21 protein-coding genes are annotated in these 22,098 nt (G+C 61.2%); 7 read left to right on the forward strand and 14 right to left on the reverse strand.

Going from position 1 to position 22,098, the window contains the following annotated elements:
• Positions 1-21 precede the first annotated feature (21 nt).
• A complete protein-coding gene (locus J2Z75_RS11540) occupies positions 22-177 on the reverse strand; it encodes a hypothetical protein (RefSeq protein WP_209852267.1) in 156 nt (51 codons plus the stop codon).
• Between the two features lie 255 nt (positions 178-432).
• On the opposite strand from J2Z75_RS11540, the gene J2Z75_RS11545 reads away from it, so the two are divergent.
• Positions 433-2,400 (forward strand): M23 family metallopeptidase, encoded by a 1,968-nt coding sequence (locus J2Z75_RS11545; protein ID WP_209852269.1) that lies wholly within the window; start codon positions 433-435, stop codon positions 2,398-2,400.
• Positions 2,401-2,503: 103 nt separating this feature from the next.
• Here J2Z75_RS11545 and J2Z75_RS29210 read toward each other — a convergent pair whose 3' ends face one another.
• The 4 genes from J2Z75_RS29210 to J2Z75_RS11560 form a co-directional block, all read right to left on the reverse strand.
• Positions 2,504-3,523, reverse strand: a complete 1,020-nt coding sequence (locus tag J2Z75_RS29210; RefSeq protein ID WP_234937311.1) for an alpha/beta hydrolase family protein — start codon at positions 3,521-3,523, stop codon at positions 2,504-2,506.
• Positions 3,524-3,533: 10 nt separating this feature from the next.
• Positions 3,534-4,172 carry a glutathione S-transferase family protein gene (locus J2Z75_RS11550; protein WP_209852272.1) on the reverse strand — a complete coding sequence of 213 codons (639 nt, stop codon included), beginning with the start codon at positions 4,170-4,172 and terminating at the stop codon, positions 3,534-3,536.
• A 102-nt stretch (positions 4,173-4,274) separates the two neighbouring features.
• Positions 4,275-6,881 carry an ATP-dependent chaperone ClpB gene (gene clpB, locus J2Z75_RS11555; protein ID WP_209852275.1) on the reverse strand — a complete coding sequence of 869 codons (2,607 nt, stop codon included), beginning with the start codon at positions 6,879-6,881 and terminating at the stop codon, positions 4,275-4,277.
• A 276-nt stretch (positions 6,882-7,157) separates the two neighbouring features.
• Positions 7,158-7,622, reverse strand: a complete 465-nt coding sequence (locus J2Z75_RS11560; protein WP_209852279.1) for an Lrp/AsnC family transcriptional regulator — start codon at positions 7,620-7,622, stop codon at positions 7,158-7,160.
• Positions 7,623-7,727: 105 nt separating this feature from the next.
• On the opposite strand from J2Z75_RS11560, the gene J2Z75_RS11565 reads away from it, so the two are divergent.
• Complete coding sequence (locus tag J2Z75_RS11565) at positions 7,728-8,339, forward strand: LysE family translocator (RefSeq protein ID WP_209852282.1); 612 nt, start codon at positions 7,728-7,730, stop codon at positions 8,337-8,339.
• A 150-nt stretch (positions 8,340-8,489) separates the two neighbouring features.
• On the opposite strand, the gene J2Z75_RS11570 is transcribed toward J2Z75_RS11565, so the two are convergent.
• On the reverse strand, positions 8,490-9,386 hold the full coding sequence (locus J2Z75_RS11570) for a DUF4167 domain-containing protein (protein ID WP_209852285.1): 897 nt from the start codon (positions 9,384-9,386) through the stop codon (positions 8,490-8,492).
• Here J2Z75_RS11570 and J2Z75_RS11575 point away from each other — a divergent pair.
• Positions 9,285-9,506, forward strand: a complete 222-nt coding sequence (locus J2Z75_RS11575) for a hypothetical protein (protein ID WP_209853408.1) — start codon at positions 9,285-9,287, stop codon at positions 9,504-9,506. The genes J2Z75_RS11570 and J2Z75_RS11575 overlap by 102 nt on opposite strands.
• Positions 9,507-9,741: 235 nt before the next feature.
• Here J2Z75_RS11575 and prmC read toward each other — a convergent pair whose 3' ends face one another.
• From prmC to J2Z75_RS11595, 4 genes are all read right to left on the reverse strand, one after another.
• Positions 9,742-10,605, reverse strand: coding sequence for a peptide chain release factor N(5)-glutamine methyltransferase (prmC, locus tag J2Z75_RS11580; protein ID WP_209852287.1), 864 nt, complete (start codon positions 10,603-10,605; stop codon positions 9,742-9,744).
• The gene (gene prfA / locus J2Z75_RS11585; protein WP_209852290.1) at positions 10,602-11,684 is read right to left on the reverse strand and encodes a peptide chain release factor 1; all 1,083 of its coding nucleotides are present in this window, start codon (positions 11,682-11,684) and stop codon (positions 10,602-10,604) included. Before prfA ends, prmC begins: the two co-directional genes overlap by 4 nt.
• Before the next feature lie 230 nt (positions 11,685-11,914).
• Entirely contained in the window at positions 11,915-14,182 is a 2,268-nt protein-coding gene (ptsP, locus tag J2Z75_RS11590) for a phosphoenolpyruvate--protein phosphotransferase (protein WP_209852293.1), read from the reverse strand.
• A gap of 90 nt (positions 14,183-14,272) precedes the next feature.
• Entirely contained in the window at positions 14,273-15,526 is a 1,254-nt protein-coding gene (locus J2Z75_RS11595; RefSeq protein WP_209852296.1) for an aspartate kinase, read from the reverse strand.
• A gap of 139 nt (positions 15,527-15,665) precedes the next feature.
• Here J2Z75_RS11595 and J2Z75_RS11600 point away from each other — a divergent pair, with 139 nt between their 5' ends.
• Positions 15,666-16,325, forward strand: a complete 660-nt coding sequence (locus J2Z75_RS11600; protein ID WP_209852299.1) for a hypothetical protein — start codon at positions 15,666-15,668, stop codon at positions 16,323-16,325.
• A 268-nt stretch (positions 16,326-16,593) separates the two neighbouring features.
• Here the strand turns inward: J2Z75_RS11600 and J2Z75_RS11605 are convergent, their stop codons facing one another.
• Positions 16,594-16,758: a hypothetical protein gene (locus tag J2Z75_RS11605; protein ID WP_209852302.1), complete on the reverse strand. Its 165-nt coding sequence runs from the start codon at positions 16,756-16,758 to the stop codon at positions 16,594-16,596.
• Positions 16,759-16,885: 127 nt separating this feature from the next.
• On the opposite strand from J2Z75_RS11605, the gene ppk2 reads away from it, so the two are divergent.
• Positions 16,886-17,788 (forward strand): polyphosphate kinase 2, encoded by a 903-nt coding sequence (gene ppk2, locus J2Z75_RS11610; RefSeq protein ID WP_209852305.1) that lies wholly within the window; start codon positions 16,886-16,888, stop codon positions 17,786-17,788.
• Between the two features lie 367 nt (positions 17,789-18,155).
• Here the strand turns inward: ppk2 and J2Z75_RS11615 are convergent, their stop codons facing one another.
• Positions 18,156-18,662, reverse strand: a complete 507-nt coding sequence (locus J2Z75_RS11615) for a winged helix-turn-helix transcriptional regulator (protein WP_209852307.1) — start codon at positions 18,660-18,662, stop codon at positions 18,156-18,158.
• Positions 18,663-18,754: 92 nt separating this feature from the next.
• Between J2Z75_RS11615 and J2Z75_RS11620 the strand changes: the two genes are divergently transcribed.
• Positions 18,755-19,414: a glutathione S-transferase family protein gene (locus J2Z75_RS11620; RefSeq protein ID WP_209852309.1), complete on the forward strand. Its 660-nt coding sequence runs from the start codon at positions 18,755-18,757 to the stop codon at positions 19,412-19,414.
• A 166-nt stretch (positions 19,415-19,580) separates the two neighbouring features.
• Positions 19,581-20,993: an SGNH/GDSL hydrolase family protein gene (locus tag J2Z75_RS11625; protein ID WP_209852312.1), complete on the forward strand. Its 1,413-nt coding sequence runs from the start codon at positions 19,581-19,583 to the stop codon at positions 20,991-20,993.
• Between the two features lie 288 nt (positions 20,994-21,281).
• On the opposite strand, the gene J2Z75_RS11630 is transcribed toward J2Z75_RS11625, so the two are convergent.
• Positions 21,282-21,545 carry a DUF982 domain-containing protein gene (locus tag J2Z75_RS11630; protein ID WP_209852315.1) on the reverse strand — a complete coding sequence of 88 codons (264 nt, stop codon included), beginning with the start codon at positions 21,543-21,545 and terminating at the stop codon, positions 21,282-21,284.
• Positions 21,546-21,744: 199 nt separating this feature from the next.
• Positions 21,745-22,086 (reverse strand): hypothetical protein, encoded by a 342-nt coding sequence (locus J2Z75_RS11635; RefSeq protein WP_209852318.1) that lies wholly within the window; start codon positions 22,084-22,086, stop codon positions 21,745-21,747.
• Positions 22,087-22,098: the final 12 nt, after the last annotated feature.

Raw genomic sequence — 22,098 nt, forward strand, 5'->3', positions numbered from 1 at the left:
CACAATCCGCTCAAAACTTTCTCAAGAAACTTCAGAGCGAGTTCGTCGGTCGCCAGCAGCGCCGCCGCCCTCGTTGGTGAGCGGTTTATAGTCCCAGGCATCGTTCATAGTCAACAGGCTTTTTGAAAAAAATGACAGTTTTTTGACAAAAGCCTGCGCCGTAAGGCTTTGCTGCATTGCGACAATCCGGATAACCCCTTGTAGAGAGCCGAAATCACAATTCCGCCCTCACTTCTTCACAATCGGCGCCCTAAAAGGCATTCGCAAGTGCGTTGCGCGGTGCTTCGCCGGCTCTCTTCGACCCTATATGCAGCCCTATATGGTGATGGCTGTTCTGTTTGACTCGGAGGCATGAAAGATGCACATCTTCGCACAACATACCGAGACCATAATAAGAAACGGCGCGTAACCAGGGACTCCGCTCGAATTGGCATGATCACGGACAAGACCATGATGCGGTCGCTCGGCAACGAGCCGCCGATCCTTGCGGATGGACGCAGGGCACCCGACCGGCGCGAGATTTCTCTGCGCTGGCTTTCGGGCACGTTCCTCACCGGCATTACCTCAAGCCTTCTGATGGGCGTGGCGCTGTTTGCCGCCCTCGACGGACGCCAGCAGCTGGCCATCCCGGCCGAAGCCTATGCGGCAATCGACCCCTCCGCCCGCGGCTCGCAGCCGACGGCCGCCGCCAAGCGCGGCAACCGTATCCTGAGCCCCAGCATCGTTGCCAAGCCCTCCGACCGCACCATCATGGAAGTCTCGACCATGACCCATGACGGCGAGAAGGAAGTGGTGCGGCGCCAGCCCTTCGCGCATGTGAAGATGACGCTGGCCGCCAACCACCAGCCGGCGGAAAAATATCCTGCCTTCGATCCGCTGGCGATCTTTTCCAGCGACGAGGCGGAAGCCGCTCCACCCGTCAGCCGCACCGGGACCATCTACGGCTCCGACGTCGAATCCGAAGTCGCGCTGAAAACCGTCGACTTCCCGCTCAAGGGTTCGACGCTGAAATTCGCCCCGTCCATGTCCATGGATGAGGTCGAGGAAAATGTCCGCACCAACGGTTCGGTGCTGACCGACGGCAACACCCAGCTTGCCTCGCTCTTCTATGTCGATCCGCGCCGCTTTGCCTCCGATGCCTCCGATCTCGACCTGATCCAGGGCCTGTCCGCCCGGGTGGTCGAGGAGAACATGACGGTATCGTCCTTCGAAAACATCACCGACGAGACCACCGAATATGCCGACGACGTCATTCCGGTCCGCCGGGCAACGCCGATCGCCGCCGTTCTCATCAATGCCGGTTATGGAAAAGCCCAGGCCGAGGATCTCGCCGGCTATCTGCGGCCGGCGCTGGACGCGACCGACCTGCAGGAGGGCGACGTCCTGCGCATCGGCATCATCCAGAAGGGCCAGAACGACGAGGCAAAGGTGGTGCGCGCCAGCGTCTATTCGCACGGCAGCCATGTCTTTACCATGGCGCTCGATGACAAGGGCCATTTCGTCAAGGGATACGAGCCGCCGCCGCTGGATGCGATCGCCACCGCCTTTGACGACAACGGCACGCCATCGGTCTCTGCCGGCCGCGACCTGCCCCGCGTCTACGACGGCGTCTATCGTGCCGCTCTTTCCTACGGCATGAACACGACGATGATCGCCCAGATCATCAAGCTTCTCGCCAGCAATGTCGATTTCCAGGCGCAATTGAAGCCGACCGACAGTCTGGAGGCGTTCTTCTCCGTCGCCGACGACAGCGGCAAGGCGACCGACGATTCAGAACTGCTCTACGTCAACGCAAAATTCGGCGATGCCGAGACGCGTTTCTACCGGTTCCAGGATCCGGACGACAATTCGGTCGACTATTACAACGAGCAGGGCAAGAGCATCCGCCAGTTCCTGCTGCGCAATCCCGTGCCGAACGGTACCTTCCGCTCCGGCTTCGGCATGCGCCGCCATCCGATCCTCGGTTTCTCGCGCATGCATACCGGCGTCGACTGGGCGGCCCCCCGCGGCACGCCGATCATCGCGGCCGGCAACGGCGTGGTCGAAAAGGCCGGCTGGGATTCCGGCGGCTACGGCAACCAGACCCTGATCCGCCATGCCAACGGCTATGTCTCGTCCTACAATCACCAGAGCGCGATCGCCAAGAACGTCACCGTCGGCGCCAAGGTCGTCCAGGGCCAGGTGATCGGCTGGATCGGCACGACCGGCCTGTCGACCGGCCCGCATCTGCACTACGAACTGATCGTCAACGGCAACCGCGTCGACCCCTTACGCATCCGCCTTCCCGGCGGCAAGTCGCTCGACGGCCAGGCACTGGCCCAGTTCGAGAAGGAACGCGGCCGTATCGACGAGTTGCTGGCCAAGGACAATGGCAATGCCGAAGTGGCGGCGGTGCAGTAGGTGGGCGCGTTTGCCTCGCGCCATCGTTGTTGCCCTTCCAGACTTTACTGCAAGCTTCGGAGAAAGATCCCGTGCGCAAGAAAATTGCAGTTCATTGGCGAACTCAGTCACGTTCGCCCAATACGGACGCTACCGGAGCGCAGCCGCAGAAACCCGCTATACGCTGCGCAACACATGCATGCACAGCCCGCCGCTCGACCCCCAGTTTATCTTGGAAGAGTTCTGGAGCGGCCTGATCACCGATTTCTGTTCCTTCGGGCAGAAATGTATAATGCCCCACACCCGTTATGATTTCACATGTGCTGCCCGGCACGTTTTTGTGAAGCCATTCGCAACACTCCGCTGGGGGAGCAACGGTGTCATCACCCCCGCCGTACAATTGGATCGGTTTGCGGATAGTTTGCAGGCTATCCTTGGCAAAGCCCAACACAGAACGGCCCGGCGCTATCACGGCGGCTCGCTTGATCCTTGGGTCCGTATAGTCGCTCCGCCGCCGCTCCCATGACTCCCGAAAAACCGGAACATCCCGGAGCCTTGGTAGCTCATCTATAAGATCGGGAAATTCTCTTGGACCCCGGATCGGACTTTTGACGGGATTGCCAGGCTCAAATTGTGAGTAGGCAACACGCGCGCCCATGAGAAGCATGGCTGTATAGGCCCCTGCCGAAAACCCGGCGACGCAGGCTTCATTATCAACGGCTCCGCCGACAGCATGGCGCCATGAAGGATCGTCCAAAAGCGCGCTAAAGTCTCTGGCACGCTCCCATAGACATAGAAACCCTTCAGCTCGGTATGGCTCGCCGCCGGTATGACCGTGATGATTGACACCCAAGGCCACATATCCGCATTGCGCAAGCCGATATGCGAGCCACTCCAGCGCAGCCGTACTGCTGCCACTTCCGTGTGATAGCAACACCAGCGGGAATGTCGCTTCCGATGATGCAAGCCGCGCATCCCATGCAACTGGTTCCCTCTTGAACCACGAAGATGTAGCCGGGGCCGCCACGCACGCGTCCTTGCTAGCAGGGTACCAAGCCGACCACGACAGCGGCCGAGGACCGGAATCATCCCAATTCCGCCTTGCTCCATCAAAGCTGATGCCTTCCCTGAACCCCACCGGCATCTGGCCTCCCCTACTCCCCCGGCTCCGTCTGCCGCATGCTCGCCCGCTCCCGCATCCGCGACCACCAGCCTCTGAGATTGGCGTGACGGTCGAGCATCGGCAGGCCTTCCGGAGATTTGGCGAAATAATCCATCATCGGCGCGACATGCAGATTGGCGAGTGTCAGGGCCGTTCCGCCCAGCCAAGGGCCATCGCCCATAAGATCGGCAAGCGCTTTCAGGATGACCGGCGCCTTGGAAAGGGAGGCGGCAAGCCGTGTCTCATCGCTTGGTTCGCCCCGCAAGGGCTTGGAAACCCGTTCGACGTAAATGCCCCAGACGAGCGTCGAATAAACATATCCGTCCGCGATGCTGATGATCTGGTTGACGCGTGCCCGATGGCAAGGGTCGGCTGGCTGGAGAGCAGGCCCCTCGAATGCCTCATCGATATAACGCGTTATTGCCCCGGTCTCGTAAAGTTGAAATCCGTCATGCTCTAAGGCCGGGATCCGGCCGAAGGGTTGCCGGGTGAGGTATGGCGGCGGCGGCCCTGTTTCGGCAAAGACATCGATCGGCACGAGATCGTAATCAACGCCTTTCTCAAACAGAGCAAGCCGGACCGCACGCACGTAGACGCTATAATCCGCGCCGAACAATATCGGTTTCTGCATCCCACCCCCAAGCCTACGTCACGGACCACCCTCCGGCCTGTGCCTACATCAGCGATAAAGCAAAAGGCCGCCCCGAAGGACGGCCTTTCTCTTGTCATCGTATCAGGCCGCGGCCTTCTCGGCACCGCCCCGCAGCTTGAAGTTCAGCCGGTCGGAGCCCGAAAACGCCTTGATCGTCGATCCGTCCGGGAAATTCCCCTGCAGGATCTGTTCGGCCAGCGGGTCCTGGACGTATTTCTGGATGGCCCGCTTCAGGGGACGCGCGCCATAGGCCGGATCGTAGCCCTTGTCGGCGAGGAAGGCGCGCGCCTCGTCGTCGAGTTCGAGCGTGATCTTGCGGTCGGCGAGCAGCTGGCGCAGGCGCTCCAGCTGGATATCGACGATCGTGCCCATTTCGCCGCGCTTCAGGCGGTGGAACAGGATGATCTCGTCGACCCGGTTGAGGAATTCCGGCCGGAAATGGCCGCGCACCACGTCCATCACCTGATCGCGCACCATGTCGCTGTCATCGTTTTCGCCAAGCTGCGACAGATATTCCGCCCCGAGATTGGAGGTCATGATGATCATCGTGTTGCGGAAATCCACCGTGCGGCCCTGGCCATCGGTCAGACGGCCGTCGTCAAGCACCTGCAGCAGCACGTTGAACACGTCCGGATGCGCCTTCTCGATCTCGTCGAACAGCACGACCTGATAGGGCTTGCGCCGCACCGCTTCGGTCAGCGCGCCGCCTTCCTCGTAGCCGACATAGCCGGGAGGTGCGCCGATCAGCCGGGAGACGGAGTGCTTCTCCATGTACTCGGACATATCCATGCGCACCAGCGCCGTATCGTCGTCGAAGAGGAAGCGCGCCAAAGCCTTGGTCAGCTCCGTCTTGCCGACGCCGGTTGGCCCGAGAAAGATAAACGAACCGATCGGACGGTTCGGATCCTGCAGGCCGGCCCGCGAACGGCGAACCGCGCGCGACACGGCCTGGACCGCATCGCCCTGGCCGACCACCCATTTGCCCAGTTCGTCTTCCATGCGCAACAGCTTGTCGCGCTGGCCTTCGAGCATTTTCTCCACCGGAATTCCGGTCCAGCGGGACACGACATGGGCGATGTTGTCGGGGGTCACGACTTCCTGCACCATCGGGTCGAGCGCCGACGAATCCTGGCTTTCGGAGACTTCCAGTTCCTTCTCCAGCTTCGGGATCACCCCATAGGCAAGCTCCCCTGCCCGCTGGAATTCACCCTTGCGCTGCGCTGCCGCCAGTTCGTTGCGGGCCTCGTCCAGCTGCTTCTTGAGATCAGCCGCCAGACCAAGCTTCGACTTTTCCGCCTGCCAGCGCGCGGTCAGCGCATCGGCCTGCTCCTCGAGCCCGGTCAGGTCCAGTTCCAGCTTTTCCAGCCGGTCCTTCGAGGCCCGGTCGGTTTCCTTTTTCAACGCCTCGCGCTCGATCTTCAGCTGCATGATGCGGCGGTCGAGTTCGTCCAGCTCTTCGGGCTTCGAATCCACCTGCATGCGCAGCCGCGAGGCGGCTTCGTCCATCAGGTCGATGGCCTTGTCGGGCAGGAACCGGTCGGTGATGTAGCGGTTAGAAAGCGTCGCAGCCGCCACCAGCGCCGAATCGGAGATCCGCACCTTGTGATGCTGCTCGTACTTTTCCTTCAGGCCGCGCAGGATCGAGATCGTGTCCTCGACATTCGGCTCGTTGACCATGACAGGCTGGAACCGGCGGGCAAGGGCCGCGTCCTTTTCGACATGCTTGCGGTATTCGTCGAGCGTGGTGGCGCCAACGCAGTGCAGCTCGCCGCGCGCAAGCGCCGGCTTCAAGAGGTTGGAGGCGTCCATCGCCCCGTCCGCCTTGCCGGCGCCCACCAGCGTGTGCATCTCGTCGATGAACAGGATGATCTCGCCCGCTTCCGCCTGAACCTCGGACAGAATGGCCTTCAGCCGCTCCTCGAATTCGCCGCGGAATTTTGCGCCCGCAATCAGCGAGCCCATGTCGAGCGCCATGAGCTTCTTGTCCTTGAGGCTTTCCGGCACGTCGCCATTGATGATGCGCAAGGCGAGGCCTTCGGCGATCGCCGTCTTGCCGACGCCGGGCTCGCCGATCAGCACCGGGTTGTTCTTGGTGCGGCGCGACAGGACCTGGATGGTGCGACGGATTTCGTCGTCGCGGCCGATCACCGGGTCGAGCTTGCCGTCGCGGGCGTCGGCCGTGAGGTCACGCGCATATTTCTTCAAGGCATCGAAGCCGGCCTCGGCATTGGCGCCATCGGCGGTGCGGCCCTTGCGGATGTCGTTGATCACCTGGTTGAGCTTGGACGCGGTCAGTCCCGCCTTAGACAGGATTCCGGAGGTCGCAGCCGAAGTCTCGATGATCAGCGCCTGCAGCAGCCGCTCGACGGTGACGAAACTGTCGCCCGCCTTCTTGGCGGCCTCTTCGGCCGTGGTGAACACCTTGGCAAGCGGCTGCGAAAGCGACAGCGAGCCGTTGCCGCCCGAGACTTTCGGCAGCTTGGCAAGCGCACCGTCATTGGCAAGCCTTGCGTCCTTGGCGCTGCCGCCGGCCCGCTCGATCAGCGATGCCGCCATGCCCTGGTCGTCGTCGAGCAGGACTTTCAGCACATGTTCGGGAACGAATTGCGGATGGCCCTGTGCCAGCGCATAGGTCTGAGCCGATTGCAGAAAACCGCGCACGCGCTCGGAGTATTTTTCAATATTCATCAGTCACCCTCCGGTAATCGGTCAGCCCATCCTTGGCACTGCCGACAGTTGGAATGAGGCTCCCTCAAAAGGCAAGCCCGCGTCTCGCCGTTCCGCCGCCTCGCGAAAGGCGGCCACGGCAACTTGGAAGGAATATGGGGCCGGACTTTTGGAAATTAAAGGGGCTGGCCGGGGTCTCTGCGAGATTGAATCGGATGCTTGCAGGGCAAAAGGCGACTAGCGCTTTGCAGCAACCGCGCCCACGAAAACACTCCCCTCCGCCCGAATACCCGGACGTCATATCGGCAAAACGGAAGTCTGCTTGACGATCTGGCTCGGCACATCGGTTTTGACGTTCTGGATTCCGTTTTTCCGCGTGAGATGGGCGGCCTGAAAACGCCGGTAGTCATCGAGATCTGTCACGGCGACGCGCAACAGGGCGTCGCTTTCCCCGAGCATGATATAACACTCCATCACCTGGGGAAGCTGCTTCATCGCCGCGATGAAATGATCGATGGTTTCCGCGTCCTGAGCCGTCAGCCAGACCCGCGCGAACATCGACAGACCAAGGCCGACCTTCGCGGAATCAAGGACTGCGACATAGCGGTCGATCACGCCTGCCTCCTCCAGCAGCTTGACCCGGCGCAGGCAGGGCGATGGCGACAACCCTACCTCCCTCGCAAGCTCGACATTCTGCAGCCGGCCGTCGCGTTGCAACGCGCGCAGGATGCGCCGGTCTATATCATCCAATTTTTCTGGCATTGAATGCTCATTTTTTCACAATTAGATCCATCTAATGCCAAATTTACTCCATTTTCCGGCATCTTCGCAACCTGATTGCCGGCCGGTTGCCCTACGATTCCAGCCATGAACACAGAAACAATGCTCGTCTTCGCTGCGACGGTGCTGCCGTTGATCTGCACCCCCGGTCCCGACATGCTTTTCGTGGCATCGCAGGCGCTGTCAGGGGGAGCGGCCGCCGGCCTGCGCTCAACCGCCGGCGTCTGTATTGGCTACATGGTACATTCAACCCTCGTCGCTCTCGGCGTGGCGGCTCTTGTCGCCGCCTCGCCGGCGCTGTTTCAGGGGTTGCGCTGGCTTGGGGTCGCCTATCTGGTCTATCTGGCGGTCCAGCTCATCCGCTCCGCCATGAAAACGGGGCATCTTTCCCTTTCGGCCACCCTGGCGAAGGACCAGTTTCAGCGCGGGTTCCTGACCGCATGCCTCAATCCCAAAGGCATGATGATCTATTTTGCGATCCTGCCGCAATTCATGACGCACGGCGGGAGCATCGGCCGCCAGGCTGTTGTCCTGTCTGCGATCTTCATTGCTCTTTGCGGGATCGTCTACACGATCTTGAGCATCGTGATTGCTGCGGCCGGAAAGACAGGCGGCTTTAGCAACCGCCGCCGCCGCTGGATCGAAGGAACAGCCGGCGGACTTCTGATCGTCGCCGCCGGCCGGCTGGCTGCAAACTGAGGTGACGCCCGAATAGCGTGAGCGCAGGGAAAAGCAGCCGTTATGACATCGCGCACCGCCCAGGCTTCAGGGCAACCGTCAACGAAAAAGCCGCCCGCAACGATCTGCTGCAAGCGGCTTTCATGTTTATATCGCGGGTTTCAGTCGGGCTTACTCGCCGGCAACCTCGACCAGAGCCGGCTTCTCGCCTGCCTGTTCGCCACCGGCTTCCGCTGTTTCAGCAGCCTCGTCGCCACCGGCTTCGCCGCGGCGCGGCTGCCGGCGTGGACGGGGAGCGGTGCGGCGGCGCGTCGGAGCGCGGCCTGTCGGTGCTTCCTCTTCCAGCGAAACCTCGACCGGCGTGCCTTCGATCACCGGTTGCGGGCCGGAACCATCGATGACGGGCTGCGGGGCAAGGTCGGGACGCTGCTGGGCCTGTTCCGGGCGCGGCGGACGCGGGCGGTCCTGCTGGCGCTGCCGGTCCTGGCGCGGGCGCTCCTGATCGGGCTGGCGCTGATCCGGCTGGCGCTGGCGATCCTGCTGCTCCGGCTGACGCTGCTGGCGCTCGCCATCGGACTGGCGCTGCTGACGCTCTGCCTGCTGGTGATGCCGCTCCTGCTCGAGCTGCTGGTCCTGGCCGACGGAGTTCTCGTCGTTGTCGCCCTGGTCCATGTCGTCGTCGCGCTCGTTGCCGTCGCGGTCCTGAAAATCGTTGCGATCGTTGTAGTCGCCACGGTCGTCACGCTGGAAACGTTCCTGCATCTGCGCCTGGGCGGCCGCAATGATGCGGTTGTAGTGTTCGGCATGCTGAAGATAGTTTTCAGCCACAACCCGGTCGCCGGAGCTTTGCGCGTCACGGGCAAGATTGCCGTATTTCTCGGCGATGTGCTGGGCTGTACCGCGGATCTTCACGTCCGGGCCGGAGCTGTCATACGTGCGGGTCAGAGGGTTGGAACCCTTCCGGTTATGATTGTTGTTATTGTTATTGCCACCGCCGCCATTGTTGCTGCTGCTGGTATTGTTATTGTTACGCCCACGGCCGCGCTTGTTCTGCTGTCCTGGCCTCATCGTTCACTCACCTGGATTCTCTTGATATTGATGATCTTGTGGCTTCGTGGCTTGCCAGAAATTCCGTATCAGGGGATTCCGGATCAAGCAGGCACGCGCCGCGACCCAACCGCCTCATGACGGCACCGTCGCTGGTTAAAGTCAAATTAACAGGTACCCGCACCAGGCACTGTCGAACCTTAGCAACTCTTTTGTGAGAGCAATCCCTGCGGCAAGTTCTGACCGGAACGAATCTGTGGTCCGTGACCTTTTGCCCAGTGCGTGGCTGGCAACCTAGCCCGCTTCCCGTGTGATTCCAAGCCTTTTCTTCACGTTTTCAAAAAAGAACATTGCGATATATGCCCATTTGCAGGGCTTAGCGGCCGAACGAGAACAGGATGGCCCGGTCGTTTCCGCCAAGGTCGCGCACCCGGTCGATCACCCGGAAGCCCTCGCCTTCGAAAAGCTCCCCCACCACCTGCATCTGGTCGTAGCCGATCTCGACGCCGACAATGCCGTCATCGGCCAGATGGCCGGCGGCATGGGCGGCGATGGTACGATAGGCGTCCAGACCATCGACGCCGCCATCCAGCGCCAGCGCCGGATCATGGTCCCGCACCTCGGGCGCCAGCGACGCCACCACCTCCGTGCGTATATAGGGCGGATTTGAGACGATGATGTCGAACTTGCCGACAATGCTGCCGAACCAATCGCTTTCCACGCCCGAAAAGCGCTGATCGAGAGTGTTGCGCGCGGCATTGGCCTGCGCCATTGCAACGGCCCCCGGCGACAGATCGGAACCGACACCGGTTGCTTCCGGCACGGCACTGAGGAGAGCCAGGCAGATAGCCCCGGTACCGGTGCCGAGATCGAGGATCTGGCAGCATTTTTTCGCAGCCACGATCTTCTGCGCAAAGGGGATGAGCCCCTCGACGATCATCTCCGAATCCGGCCGGGGCTCCAGCGTGTGCTCGGACATGCCAAGCATCAGCCCGTAGAATTCGCGTTCCCCGAGAATGCGGTGAACCGGCTCGTGCGCCGCGCGGCGGTCGATCGCCGCGCGAATGCGCAGCGCGTCCTTTTGCGAAACCACCTCGTCGCCGCGCGTCATGAATGCCACCGCCGGCAGGTCGAGCAGCCCGGAAATCAGCACGCGGGCATCGAGCGCCGCCTCGCCGATATGGGCTTTCAGAAACCGGGCCCGCGCCTCGGCAAACAGGCTGTCGAGCGTATCGGTCATCCCTTGACCTCGCTTAAGCGCGCCAGCTGGTCGGCCTGGTAGTCGGCGAGCAGCGCGTCGACCACTTCGTCGATCTCGCCCATCATCATCCGGTCGATCTTGTAGAGCGTCAGGTTGATGCGATGGTCGGTGACGCGGCCTTGCGGAAAATTATAGGTGCGGATGCGCTCGGAACGGTCGCCCGACCCCACCTGGCTCTTGCGTGAGGCGGACCGTTCGCTGTCCGCCTTCTGCCGCTCCATGTCGTAGAGCCGCGAGCGCAGAACCTGCATCGCCTTGGCCCGGTTCTGGTGCTGTGATTTTTCCGAGGACGTGACGACGATGCCGGACGGCATGTGGGTGATACGCACAGCCGAGTCCGTCGTGTTGACGTGCTGGCCGCCGGCGCCCGACGAGCGCATCGTGTCGATGCGGATGTCTTCCTGGCGAATCTCGATGTCGATATCCTCGGCTTCCGGCAGGACGGCAACGGTCGCGGCAGACGTATGGATACGCCCCTGCGTTTCGGTATCCGGCACGCGCTGCACCCGGTGCACGCCGGATTCGAATTTGAGCTTCGAAAACACCCCGCGCCCGGTCACGGTGGCGATGATTTCCTTATAGCCGCCGGCATCCCCTTCGCTGGCCGACAGCACCTCGACCTTCCAGCCCCTGGCCGAAGCATAGCGTTCGTACATGCGGAAGAGATCGCCCGCGAAAAGCGCCGCCTCCGAACCGCCGGTGCCGGCGCGAATTTCGAGAATGGCGCTCTTTTCGTCGGCCGCGTCCTTCGGCAGGAGCAGGATCTGCATCTCCTGCTCCAGCGTTTCGATGCGTTGCTCGATCTCGGGCTTTTCCATCTCGGCCAGATCGCGCATCTCGCGATCCGTCGTGCGGTCGTTCATCAGCGCGTTGACATCCGCGAGCTCGGCAAGAGACTTTTCGTAAAGCCGGATCTTCGTCACCACCGGCTGCAGCTCGGAATATTCCGACGCCAGCTTCACATAGACATCCGCCGCCGGCCCTTCCGACATCCGCGCCTCGATCTCGCCGAAGCGACGCTCCAGCTCGCGCATTTTTTCAACAGGAAGTGTGGCCAATGTTTGCTCCGTGGGACAGTTGCAGAACGCGCGCCAGTCCGATTCAATTGAGGTTGAGGAGAGTTTACCCCCCCTCTGTCACTTCGTGACATCTCCCCCACAAGGGGGGAGATCATTCTTTTCTCTATGACATCCGAGTGAGGGAGGCACAACGCCAGCGGCCAATCTCCCCCTTGTGGGGGAGATGTCGGCGTCGCCGACAGAGGGGGTACCCTCAGCAATCTCGGAAGCTAAACCGGAACCCCATTCTCCGTCGCGAAATCCACCAGCATCTGGCGCACCGGGGTCCGGCCCCTGGTGTCGTCCAGCGCCGCGTGCAGCATGGCCGAAAGCTTGTCGACATCCAGCGCCAGAAGCATTGCCTTGACCGGCCCGACGGCCGTCGGCGACATCGAGACCGAGCGGTAGCCGATGCCGAGCAGCGCCATCGCCGACAGCGGCTTGCTCGCCATCTCGCCGCAGAGCGTCACCGAGGTCTCGTTGCGGTCGCCCGCCCGGATGATGTCGCGCAGGATGCGCAGGAACGGCCGGCCGAGTACGTCGAAACGATCCGATACCCGCGCGTTGCCGCGATCGACCGCCATCGAAAACTGGAACAGGTCGTTGGACCCGACCGAGACGAAGTCGACCTCGTCCATCAGCTCGTCCAGCTGCCAGAGCAGCGCCGGCACTTCCAGCATGGCGCCGAACTGCAGCTTGCGCGGCAATTGCTCGCCGATCTTCGACTGACGCTGGATTTCCTTCTGTAAGAGTTCGCGCACGGTCCGCAGTTCGGAGACTTCCGTCACCATCGGCAGCATGATGCGCAATTCCTGCCCCGCCGACGCGCGCAGCATGGCGCGCAGCTGCGTACGCAACAGGCCGGGGCGATCCAGCGACAGGCGGATCGCCCGCCAGCCGAGCGCCGGGTTTTCCTCTTCCATCGCCCTCAGATAAGGCAGTACCTTGTCGCCGCCGATATCCAGCGTCCGGAAGGTTACCGGTTTGCCGGCCGCCTGCTTCAGGACGTTGCGGTAGAAGACTTCCTGCTCCTCCATCTTCGGCATGGTCGAGGCGATCATGAACTGCAGCTCGGTGCGGAACAGGCCGATGCCCTCCGCCCCGGATTCGACAAGCTGCGGCAGGTCCACCATCAGGCCGGCATTCATCTGCAGCTTGATCCGCTTGCCGTCCCTGGTCAAAGGCTCGACGCCGCGCAGCGCCTTGAACTGCTCTTGGCGGCGCGCCCTGAGCCGCACCTTTTCCTCATATGCCCGCTGCAGATCGGCCATCGGCCGCAAGTGCACCTTGGCATCGTCGCCATCGACGATGATCGCATCGCCGTTTTCGGCCAGCGCAACCACGCCCGCCGCCTGGCCGACCACCGAAATGCCCATGGCGCGCGCGACGATCACCACATGGCTGGTCACGGCGCCATCTTCGAGCACCACGCCGCGGATGTTTTCGCGCGGATAGTCGAGCAGTTCGGCAGCGCCCATGGCGCGCGCGACGACGATTGCATCCGCCGGAAAATCCGTGGCCGAAAGCTTGGCGCCATAGCCGGTCAGTTGCCGGAGCAGCCGGTTGGCGAGGTCGTCGAAATCATGCATGCGCTCGCGTAGGTACGGATCCGTCAGCCGGATCATCCGTGCCTTGGTTTCGCTCTGCACCCGCTCGACCGCCGCTTCCGCCGTCAACCCGTTGCGGATCGCCTCTTCGAGCTTGCGCACCCAGCCGCGGTCATGGGCAAACATCCGGTAGGCTTCCAGCACCGCGCGATGCTCGCCTTCCATGGAGACGTCGCGGCGCGACAGCATGTCGTCGATCGAGATGCGCAGGCTGCCCAGCGCTTCCGCCAGCCGGCCGAGTTCATGATCGGTGTCGTCGTTCAAAAGATTGGTGACGACGATGCGCGGCTCGTGCAGCACGACATAGCCAAGCCCGATGCCGTCGTTGAAGCTGTTGCCGTCGATCGTCACGGGGCGCGACAGGTCGAGTTCCAGCCCCGGCCGGGTAATCTTCTTCAGTTCCCCGGTCGCGACCATTTCGGCCAGCACCATCGCCGTGGTCTCGAGCGCCTCGACCTCGTCGTCGCGATAGTTGCGGCTCGCCTTGTTCTGCACGACGAGAACGCCGAGCGAGCGGCCGGTGCGGAGAATCGGCACGCCCATGAACGAATGATAGATTTCTTCGCCGGTCTCCGGCAGGTAGGTAAAGGCCGGATGCGCCTGCGCGTCGGAGAGATTGAGCGGCCGGGCGCTGGCGGCAATCGTGCCGACGAGGCCCTGCCCCATCTGCAATTGCGCCAGATGGACCGCATCCTTGTTCAGACCTTCGGTGGCATAGAGTTCGAGTACGCCGTCGGAGCGCAGCACGTAGACCGAGCACACCTCCGCGACCATGTTCTGCGCGATCTGGCGAACAATCTGGTCAAGGCGCTCCTGCGGCTCGAGCGGTTCCGCCATCAGTTCGCGCAACCGCTTGAGAAGGACGCGTGGACCCGCGGAGAGGTCTCTCATCGCGCTTCGTCTCCTGTCTGAAAGTCAACAACTGCAGGCGGCAATTTGTTCCGGCGCTCTCGCGCCCAAACGTCGTCGTCGCCGCTTGTCTTAACTCTTATCCAGACCGTAGACGGAATGCAAAGTGCGAACTGCCAATTCGGCATAAGCGCCGTCGATCAGGATGGAAATCTTGATTTCCGAGGTGGTGATCGCCTTGATGTTGATGCCTTTTTCGGCAAGTGCGCGGAAAGCGGACGCAGCCACGCCCGCATGGCTGCGCATGCCGATACCGATGACCGAGACTTTGACCAGGCCTGATTCGTTCTGGATGACGTCGAAGCCGATCTTGTCCTTCGAGTCGTTCAGCACCTTCAGCGCCTTGTCGACGTCGGTCGAGGGCACCGTAAACGTCATGTCGGTCTTCGAACCGTCTTCCGAAATGTTCTGGACGATCATGTCGACATTGATGTGGCTTTCGGCCAGCGGCCCGAAGATCGCGGCCGAAACGCCGGGCCGGTCGGCCAGGCGTCGCAGCGAGATTTGCGCTTCATCCTTGGCATAGGCGATGCCGGTAACGACTTCCTGTTCCAAAATCTCTTCCTCATCACAAATCAGCGTACCGGGCGGGTTCAAAAAATCGCCCATGCCCGGCGCGTCTGGGTCATCGAAACTGGAGCGCACGAAGGTGCGAACCTTGAATACCATGGCAAGCTCGACCGAGCGAACCTGCAAAACCTTGGCGCCGAGGGATGCCATTTCCAGCATTTCCTCGAACGCGATCTTCTTCAGCCGCTTGGCCTTCGGCTCGATGCGCGGATCGGTGGTGTAGACGCCGTCGACATCGGTGTAGATATCGCAACGATCCGCCTTGATGGCAGCTGCGATCGCCACCGCCGAGGTGTCCGACCCGCCGCGCCCGAGCGTCGCGATCCGGTTGTCCGGCCCAAGCCCCTGGAAGCCGGCGATGACGGCCACCTGGCCCTCGCCGAAGCGGCGGATCAGTTCCGAACCGTCGATCTCCAGAATGCGCGCCGCGCCATGGGCATTGTCGGTCTTGATCGGGATCTGCCAGCCCTGCCAGGAGCGGGCGTTGATGCCGATATTCTGCAAGGCCAGCGCCAGAAGACCCGACGTCACCTGCTCGCCCGAAGCAACGACCGCGTCATATTCGCGGGCATCATGCATCGGCGAGGCATCGCGCGTCCAGGCGACCAGTTCGTTGGTCTTGCCCGACATGGCAGACACCACCACCGCGACCTCATGGCCGGCATCGACTTCACGTTTCACATGGCGGGCCACATTCCGGATGCGATCCATATCCGCGACGGACGTGCCGCCGAATTTCATCACGATGCGTGCCATATGCCTCTACCGGTACTGCCTGCCGCGCTTGGGTCCGCGCCTGCTTTGAGAAGTTGGCGGTCTCTTAGCGAAATTGGGAGCGGGGTGCAATGGCGGAAGGGGTGGGATATATGTTGGTGACGAGAATTGAGGGCGGGATTTGGAAACCTTACTGAAGATACCCTACGAGCTTCAAATCGTTCTTGTCGCCGGCTATTTGGCGTACAAGATTATCTCCATAGGCAAAGGAAGAAACCATAGAACAGAAGACTTCCTCCTTCAGGTTCTGAGCTTCGGAGTTGCGGCACGTTCCGCTACGGCCGCAACTCTATGGCTCCTTCCCAAAAGAATGCCGCTTGCCGTGGATGAGGCGGTATCTGTCGCCTTAGTCGCCATTCTCACATGCACTATAGCAGTAGCGTTCGGGATGCTCTGGCGTTCACTTGGTGAGAGAGCTGCTCGCGTCATGATGAATGCTAGCGGCGTCTATCGCGACGATCACGAGTCGTCGGTCTGGCAATCGATTATGAATCAGTCTGCCAAATGGACAGTAGTGCAGATTCATTTGGAGAATGGACTCGTCCTAGAAGCAAACTTCGGACAGATGAAGCCGTTCCCTAAAGTGCCAGTCATCATGAACGAAGACGGGATGGCAGTATATGTGACGGGCCGCTATAGGGAGGATAACTCATTTGAACAATACGAAATCACCGGGAACGATGGCGACATAACTCTAACCTATCTTCCGAAGTCATCAATTAAGCGAGTAGATGTCTCTTGGCGTCTGCCTGACCGTCACGTCATAACCGCTAAAGTTTAGCGCTTCGGTGGCTTTGCAGGGGCGCCCGAGCCGGTGGTTGTGGGCTGTGCCGATGCGCCCTCACCGCCAGAGGCCGGCCGAATTGTTATGGGACGCATGCTATCACCAGTAATAACAACAGGTTTGTTTGCCATTCGGCTCTCCTCTTCAACTTGAAAATCTCTAAGCAGGTTGAATTGTCCTTCAAAAGCAAGTTGTAAGCAAGTCAGAATCCCTAGTATCCACTAGAGTTACTGAATTTATTCCAGCCGACGAATGAAGTCAGTCATCACAATGGCGGTTGTACAGGTGCTTCCTCAATGGTGGTCAACTTCTTCCGCTGTTTCTCGACGTGATCTGGACCCAGCATGCCGATCGCAAACGCGATCGCAATGACTTTCTCGCCTACTTCGTCTTTGAATCCCGAGAACTTGGAAATTGGGATACTGCCCATGACACTTGCCATCCCACCTAATTCTCGGTTCCTCGCCCAACAATCTTCACCCCACAACACACCCCACTGTCACATACCTGTCATCAAACCCTGCTCCTGTGCCCCCGACCAACGGGGATGTGACCAAATGATCGACCAGCTCAGCCGCATCAAGGCGGAAATTGCCGACAGCTTCGACGAAGAGCTGGAAATGCAGATGGAAGAGGACCGGCTCGACGAGCTGGTCGCCGAGGGCATGTCGGAGCCGGCCGAGCCGACGATCGACCGCAAAGTCTATTTCCGCGAGCTGTTCCGCCTCCAGCACGAGCTGGTCCGGCTGCAGGACTGGGTCCAGCACAAGAAGCTCAAGGTCGTCGTGCTGTTCGAAGGCCGCGATTCGGCCGGCAAGGGCGGCGCCATCAAGCGCGTCACCCAGCGCCTCAATCCGCGCGTCTGCCGCACCGTGGCGCTGCCGGCGCCGACCGAGCGCGAGCGCAATCAATGGTATTTCCAGCGCTACATCCCGCATCTGCCGACGGCAGGCGAAATGGTGCTGTTCGACCGCAGCTGGTACAACCGCGCCGGTGTCGAGCGCGTCATGGGTTTCTGCACGCAGGACGAACTCGACGAATTCTTCCGTTCGGTGCCCGAATTCGAGCGCATGCTGGTGCGCTCCGGCATCGTGCTGATCAAATACTGGTTCTCGATCACCGACGAGGAACAGGAGTTCCGCTTCAAGATGCGCATCCACGATCCCTTGAAGCAGTGGAAACTGTCGCCGATGGACATGGAAAGCCGCATCCACTGGGAAGAATACACCAAGGCCAAGGAAGAGATGCTGGCCCGCACCCATACGGAGGATGCGCCCTGGTGGGTGGTTCAGGCCGTCGACAAGAAGAAGGCCCGCCTCAACTGCATCGCCCATCTCCTCAAGCAGATCCCCTACGAGGACGTGCCGAAACCCGAAATCGAACTGCCCGACCGCGTCCGCCACGACGACTACATCCGCCATCCGGTGCCGGACGAGATGTACGTGCCGGAAGTGTATTGATCACGGCGGGGCTCAATGCCTAAAGGCCCCTCATCCGCCCTCTCGGGCACCTTCTCCCCGTTATGACGGGGAGAAGGATCAAGCGGCGAACTCCGAGAAAGTCCCCTCTTCTCCCCAGCGGGGAGAAGGTGCCCGAAGGGCGGATGAGGGGGGCCGAAGGTCACCTCTTTCTGGCTCCGGCTTCGCCGAAGCCCCCTCATCGCCTCACTGCGTTCGGCACTTCTCCCCGCTGGGGAGAAGAGGGAGAGCGTCGCACGCCCGCGCAAATCCATATGCGATTACCCTGCCGCAGGCAGGGTTAGGGTGAAGGGCTGTTACGGCGACGTGACATTTGGACCAGAGCCGAAGCGATCATCCGAACGCCTCATCATCCGGTCGCAGCCCCGCTCTTCCGCGCCACCACCGCCAGATACGCGGCCTGCAATTCCGCAAACACCGAGCGTTCCGGCGCCGGCATTCCAAGATGCAAGCTCCGCAATTCCTCCATGAAATCAGCCCACATCGCCGGCCCGCCCTTCTCCAGCAGCTCGGCGCGGATCGACAGTTCCTCCGACGCCGGCGTGTGCCGCCTGCCCCAGGCGCCTATCTGCGCCAGAAGCGGCACCAGCTGGATCGACGGCTCGGTCAGGCTGTAGATGCCCTTCTGCTTGTGGCTCGGATCGTCGGCGCGCGACAAAAGCCCGTTCTCCGTCAGCCGCTTCAGCCGGTCGGCCAGCACATTGGAGGCTATTCCTTCTTCCGATTGCGTGAGAAGCTCGCGAAAATGCCGCTTGTTGCCGAACATGATGTCGCGGATGACGATCAGGCTCCAGCGGTCGCCGAGCATTTCCAGCGTCAGATTGATCGGGCATCCCGACCGGTGTGCGTTGTCCATGTGTCGCCTTTTTTTAAAACCGCTTGCAATATAGGATTGCTTATCCTACAACACAACCAGTTGCAGATTGAAATCAGTTTTCGGAGAGTATGATGAAACCGCAACTTTTCGCCCATCCCTTCTCGTCCTATTGCCAGAAGGTCCTCGTCGCCATCTATGAAAACGGCACCGCGTTCGATTACCGCATGCTGAGCCCCGACGAGGCAGGCACCGTCGAGGAGTGGCAGTCGATCTGGCCGATCAAGCGCTTTCCGGTGCTGAAGGACGGCGAAAACGCCGTGATGGAAGCAACCATCATCATCGAATATCTGATGCTGAACTATCCGGGCACCGTCCGCCTGATCCCGCAGGACCCGCAGGCAGCCCTTCGCACCCGCATGATGGACCGTTTCTTCGACAATTACGTCATGACGCCGATGCAGAAGGTGGTGTTCAACCAGATCCGCCCGGAGACAGACCGCGATCCCTATGGCGTCAAGGAGGCGAAGGCGATGCTCGACGACGCCTATGCCTGGCTGGATGGCGTGGTGGCAAAGACCGAATGGGCGGCCGGCGACACGTTCAGCCTCGCCGATTGCGCCGCCTGCCCGTCGCTGTTCTACGCCGACTGGGTGCATCCGATCCCTGAAACGCTGCCGAACGTCCGCGCCTATCGCGCGCGCCTGCTCGCCCGCCCCTCCTTCGCCCGCGCCGTCGACGAAGGCCGGCCCTATCGCGCCTTCTTCCCGCTCGGGGCGCCGGACCGGGATTGAGATGGTTCGGCTGATGGGCACGGATATCGTGACAGCGCTCCCGCTCTGGGGTGGTGAGGGCTCTTGCCGGCTACACGCGCACGACCTACAACGGCGTAGCACCAACTTTTAATGGCGCTGCCGTCTTCGATATTGCCAAGAGCTTCTATTATTTGAGAGATTCATAATGGGCGACATTGCAAATGTATTCGGCGCGGGCGAAATCGCGCTTGATCGGGCACACTATGCCGGTCTGTCCCGGTTCCATCGCTGGAAGCTGGGGTTCACCGCGCTGCGCGCCGTTCCGGATGTGATGGCTTCTCCGCCGGCGATCTCGGTCGGCGCCGCCGCGGCGGCAAGTCTGATCAGCGGATCGACCGTGCCCGGTTGCGGCAAGGACGATACTCGGATGACGCGGCTCGGCGGGACGTTCGAGGACAGCGGCGCCTACAAGAAAGGCTCGCGCGGCGGCGTGCGCTATCGCTTCATATTCGACGGGACGCGCTTCGACTACCGGATCCGGTCCTATCTCGGGCAGAGCTCGGTCACCCTGTACGTGGATGGCAGACCGGTTTCCAAGGCGCTGTTCTCGGAGGAACATCCGGGCCTCAATGACGATACCGAGCATTTCGTCCTGCAGGATTTCGGCACCGATGTTCCGACATACGGGCTGATCAATCCGGCAATTCTCGACGCCGGCTCCGGCTACGCCGTCGGCGATGTCGTCACCCTTTCCGGCGGCACCTTCATCACGGCGGCTCAGGTGCGGGTGACCGGCGTGGATGCCGGCGCCATCACCGCGGCGGCAATCCATCGCGCCGGCGTCTACAGCGTTGCGCCGGCCAGGACGACGCAAGGCAGCACGACAGGATCGGGGACCGGTGCGACCTTCACCACTGTCTTTGGCACGCTCAACACGACGAAGCACGTGCGCAAGATCGAGATGATCCTGGGGTTCGGCGTCCGCTTCGGGGGCATCAACGTCGATCCCGGTGTCAGCGTTCTTCCGTGGGCGGAGAATACGCAGGCCGCCAAGCTGCTGATCGCCGGCGACAGCATCACGCAGGGCTTCTTCAACACGTGGGCAGGCGGCAACTGGTCGCGACAGGTCGCCTATATGCTCGGACTGGAAGAGCGCTTCGTCCAGTATGGCACCAGCGGCCGGGGCTTTCTGAAAAGAACCCGCTTCTCGCTCGATACGCCGGGGATTATCGATCTCGCGCCGGACATGCTGGTCATCGCCGACGGCTTCAACGACATGTTCCAGTTTAGCTCTCTGACCGGCGCGGCGTTGAAGGCCGAAATCACGGCAAGGCTGGACGAGCTGCTGAAGGCACTGCCGAAGGTGCGCATCGTCGGCATCAGCCCCTATTACGATACCACCAGCTCGAAGGCATGCACCGCTGCCATCGCGGCGGGCTATGCCGCGGCATGGGATAAGAGCCGTGTGCGCTTCTACGATTTCGCCGCGACTGGCGCCTATTCGGCATCCGGAGCCTTTGCCTCCACCGACGCAACGCATCCGGGACAATCCGGCCAGGATTTCCTGGCAGCCACCCTCGCCCCGCCGATCGCCAACCTGTTCCTGTCGATGGCGTGAAGCCTTCACGCGAGATCTGAAATGGGCCGGATGGAAGAACCCGGGAGCATTTGGAAAATCGGCCAAGCGACGCTTGTGCCCGCGCAGAAGCAGCACGGCCCCCATTCAACGTCGGTAACATTTTCCGTCACCTATCGTTTCGTATTGGAACTCTCGTTGTCGGCCACCGCCCCGACATCCAGTGTGGCTGGTTCGTCTGGGTCAGAAAGCACCAAACGAAACCATCCTGCCCATGCTCGACCGCAACGATGCTCGGCAGGGCGACATACTCTTGAGCGCGGCATGACCTCAGTGCGCGCGCAGCTCTTGGTCCATCGTGGCGACAACAAACGCTTCTCTCGCTTGTTCAGGTGTCATCTTGCGTTCAAGCGCAAGGCGGCAGCAACGAGCTGCATTCGCGCAGATGTGACTGTTCGGGCTGGCCATGTGCCGGTTCAAAATCTCAAAGCCCTGAAGCGGACCGCATACCTTCTTCTTGATACCGCCACGAAGTCTGACGATGACCGGTTGCCACTGAATTTCGGTTGGTTTGCAGATGTCATTCGGGTGCATTTCTCTCCTCCAAGAGTTTACTCGCGCGCGAAACTCGTAACGAAGGATTTTGTTCCGACGTAGCCTCTCATAGTCGGAAGGAACGCACGAACTCACCAGATTTCGAAAAGAAGGCTCCGTTGGAGGGGGAGCTAGGTTCTGAGCGTGCATACGCCGTCCGAATTCGGACTTCGGGCATCCGTCCCCGGCACGCTACCGGTCACCCATGTTGGACAATTTCCATCATAATCGGCCGCGTGGTCAGTTCCGCTTCGTCCGTTACTCCGCTTTGGAACATACCCAAGAGCTGGCTTGCGACCATCTGCGCTTCAATGCTCTCGGGATGAATGTTCAGTTCTCTGCAGCGAACATCGATCGCGCGGCTCAATTTCTCCATATCCACCGAATCAAGAAAGTCGAACATGTTCCAACTCCCTAGTGAAACCATATCACTGGTAAGATATTGGAAGGGTTTTTCAGCTTCGCAAGAGGTGACAATTGTGGAAACCGCACCCATCACCCTGGAATCGAGCGACGTCACCGCCCCCTGCTTCTTCATCAAGCCCCCCATTCC

Source organism: Rhizobium herbae, from assembly GCF_017873135.1.
GTDB lineage: Bacteria > Pseudomonadota > Alphaproteobacteria > Rhizobiales > Rhizobiaceae > Pararhizobium > Pararhizobium herbae.

What these genes read in the sequence shown, in the direction of transcription:
- J2Z75_RS11540 (WP_209852267.1), bottom strand. Translation starts at nt 177, where the DNA reads ATGCAGCAAAGCCTTACGGCGCAGGCTTTTGTCAAAAAACTGTCATTT.
- J2Z75_RS11545 (WP_209852269.1), top strand. Translation starts at nt 433, where the DNA reads ATGATCACGGACAAGACCATGATGCGGTCGCTCGGCAACGAGCCGCCG.
- J2Z75_RS29210 (WP_234937311.1), bottom strand. Translation starts at nt 3,523, where the DNA reads ATGCCGGTGGGGTTCAGGGAAGGCATCAGCTTTGATGGAGCAAGGCGG.
- J2Z75_RS11550 (WP_209852272.1), bottom strand. Translation starts at nt 4,172, where the DNA reads ATGCAGAAACCGATATTGTTCGGCGCGGATTATAGCGTCTACGTGCGT.
- clpB (WP_209852275.1), bottom strand. Translation starts at nt 6,881, where the DNA reads ATGAATATTGAAAAATACTCCGAGCGCGTGCGCGGTTTTCTGCAATCG.
- J2Z75_RS11560 (WP_209852279.1), bottom strand. Translation starts at nt 7,622, where the DNA reads ATGCCAGAAAAATTGGATGATATAGACCGGCGCATCCTGCGCGCGTTG.
- J2Z75_RS11565 (WP_209852282.1), top strand. Translation starts at nt 7,728, where the DNA reads ATGAACACAGAAACAATGCTCGTCTTCGCTGCGACGGTGCTGCCGTTG.
- J2Z75_RS11575 (WP_209853408.1), top strand. Translation starts at nt 9,285, where the DNA reads ATGATTGTTGTTATTGTTATTGCCACCGCCGCCATTGTTGCTGCTGCT.
- J2Z75_RS11570 (WP_209852285.1), bottom strand. Translation starts at nt 9,386, where the DNA reads ATGAGGCCAGGACAGCAGAACAAGCGCGGCCGTGGGCGTAACAATAAC.
- prmC (WP_209852287.1), bottom strand. Translation starts at nt 10,605, where the DNA reads ATGACCGATACGCTCGACAGCCTGTTTGCCGAGGCGCGGGCCCGGTTT.
- ptsP (WP_209852293.1), bottom strand. Translation starts at nt 14,182, where the DNA reads ATGAGAGACCTCTCCGCGGGTCCACGCGTCCTTCTCAAGCGGTTGCGC.
- J2Z75_RS11595 (WP_209852296.1), bottom strand. Translation starts at nt 15,526, where the DNA reads ATGGCACGCATCGTGATGAAATTCGGCGGCACGTCCGTCGCGGATATG.
- J2Z75_RS11605 (WP_209852302.1), bottom strand. Translation starts at nt 16,758, where the DNA reads ATGGGCAGTATCCCAATTTCCAAGTTCTCGGGATTCAAAGACGAAGTA.
- ppk2 (WP_209852305.1), top strand. Translation starts at nt 16,886, where the DNA reads ATGATCGACCAGCTCAGCCGCATCAAGGCGGAAATTGCCGACAGCTTC.
- J2Z75_RS11615 (WP_209852307.1), bottom strand. Translation starts at nt 18,662, where the DNA reads ATGGACAACGCACACCGGTCGGGATGCCCGATCAATCTGACGCTGGAA.
- J2Z75_RS11620 (WP_209852309.1), top strand. Translation starts at nt 18,755, where the DNA reads ATGAAACCGCAACTTTTCGCCCATCCCTTCTCGTCCTATTGCCAGAAG.
- J2Z75_RS11625 (WP_209852312.1), top strand. Translation starts at nt 19,581, where the DNA reads ATGGGCGACATTGCAAATGTATTCGGCGCGGGCGAAATCGCGCTTGAT.
- J2Z75_RS11630 (WP_209852315.1), bottom strand. Translation starts at nt 21,545, where the DNA reads ATGCACCCGAATGACATCTGCAAACCAACCGAAATTCAGTGGCAACCG.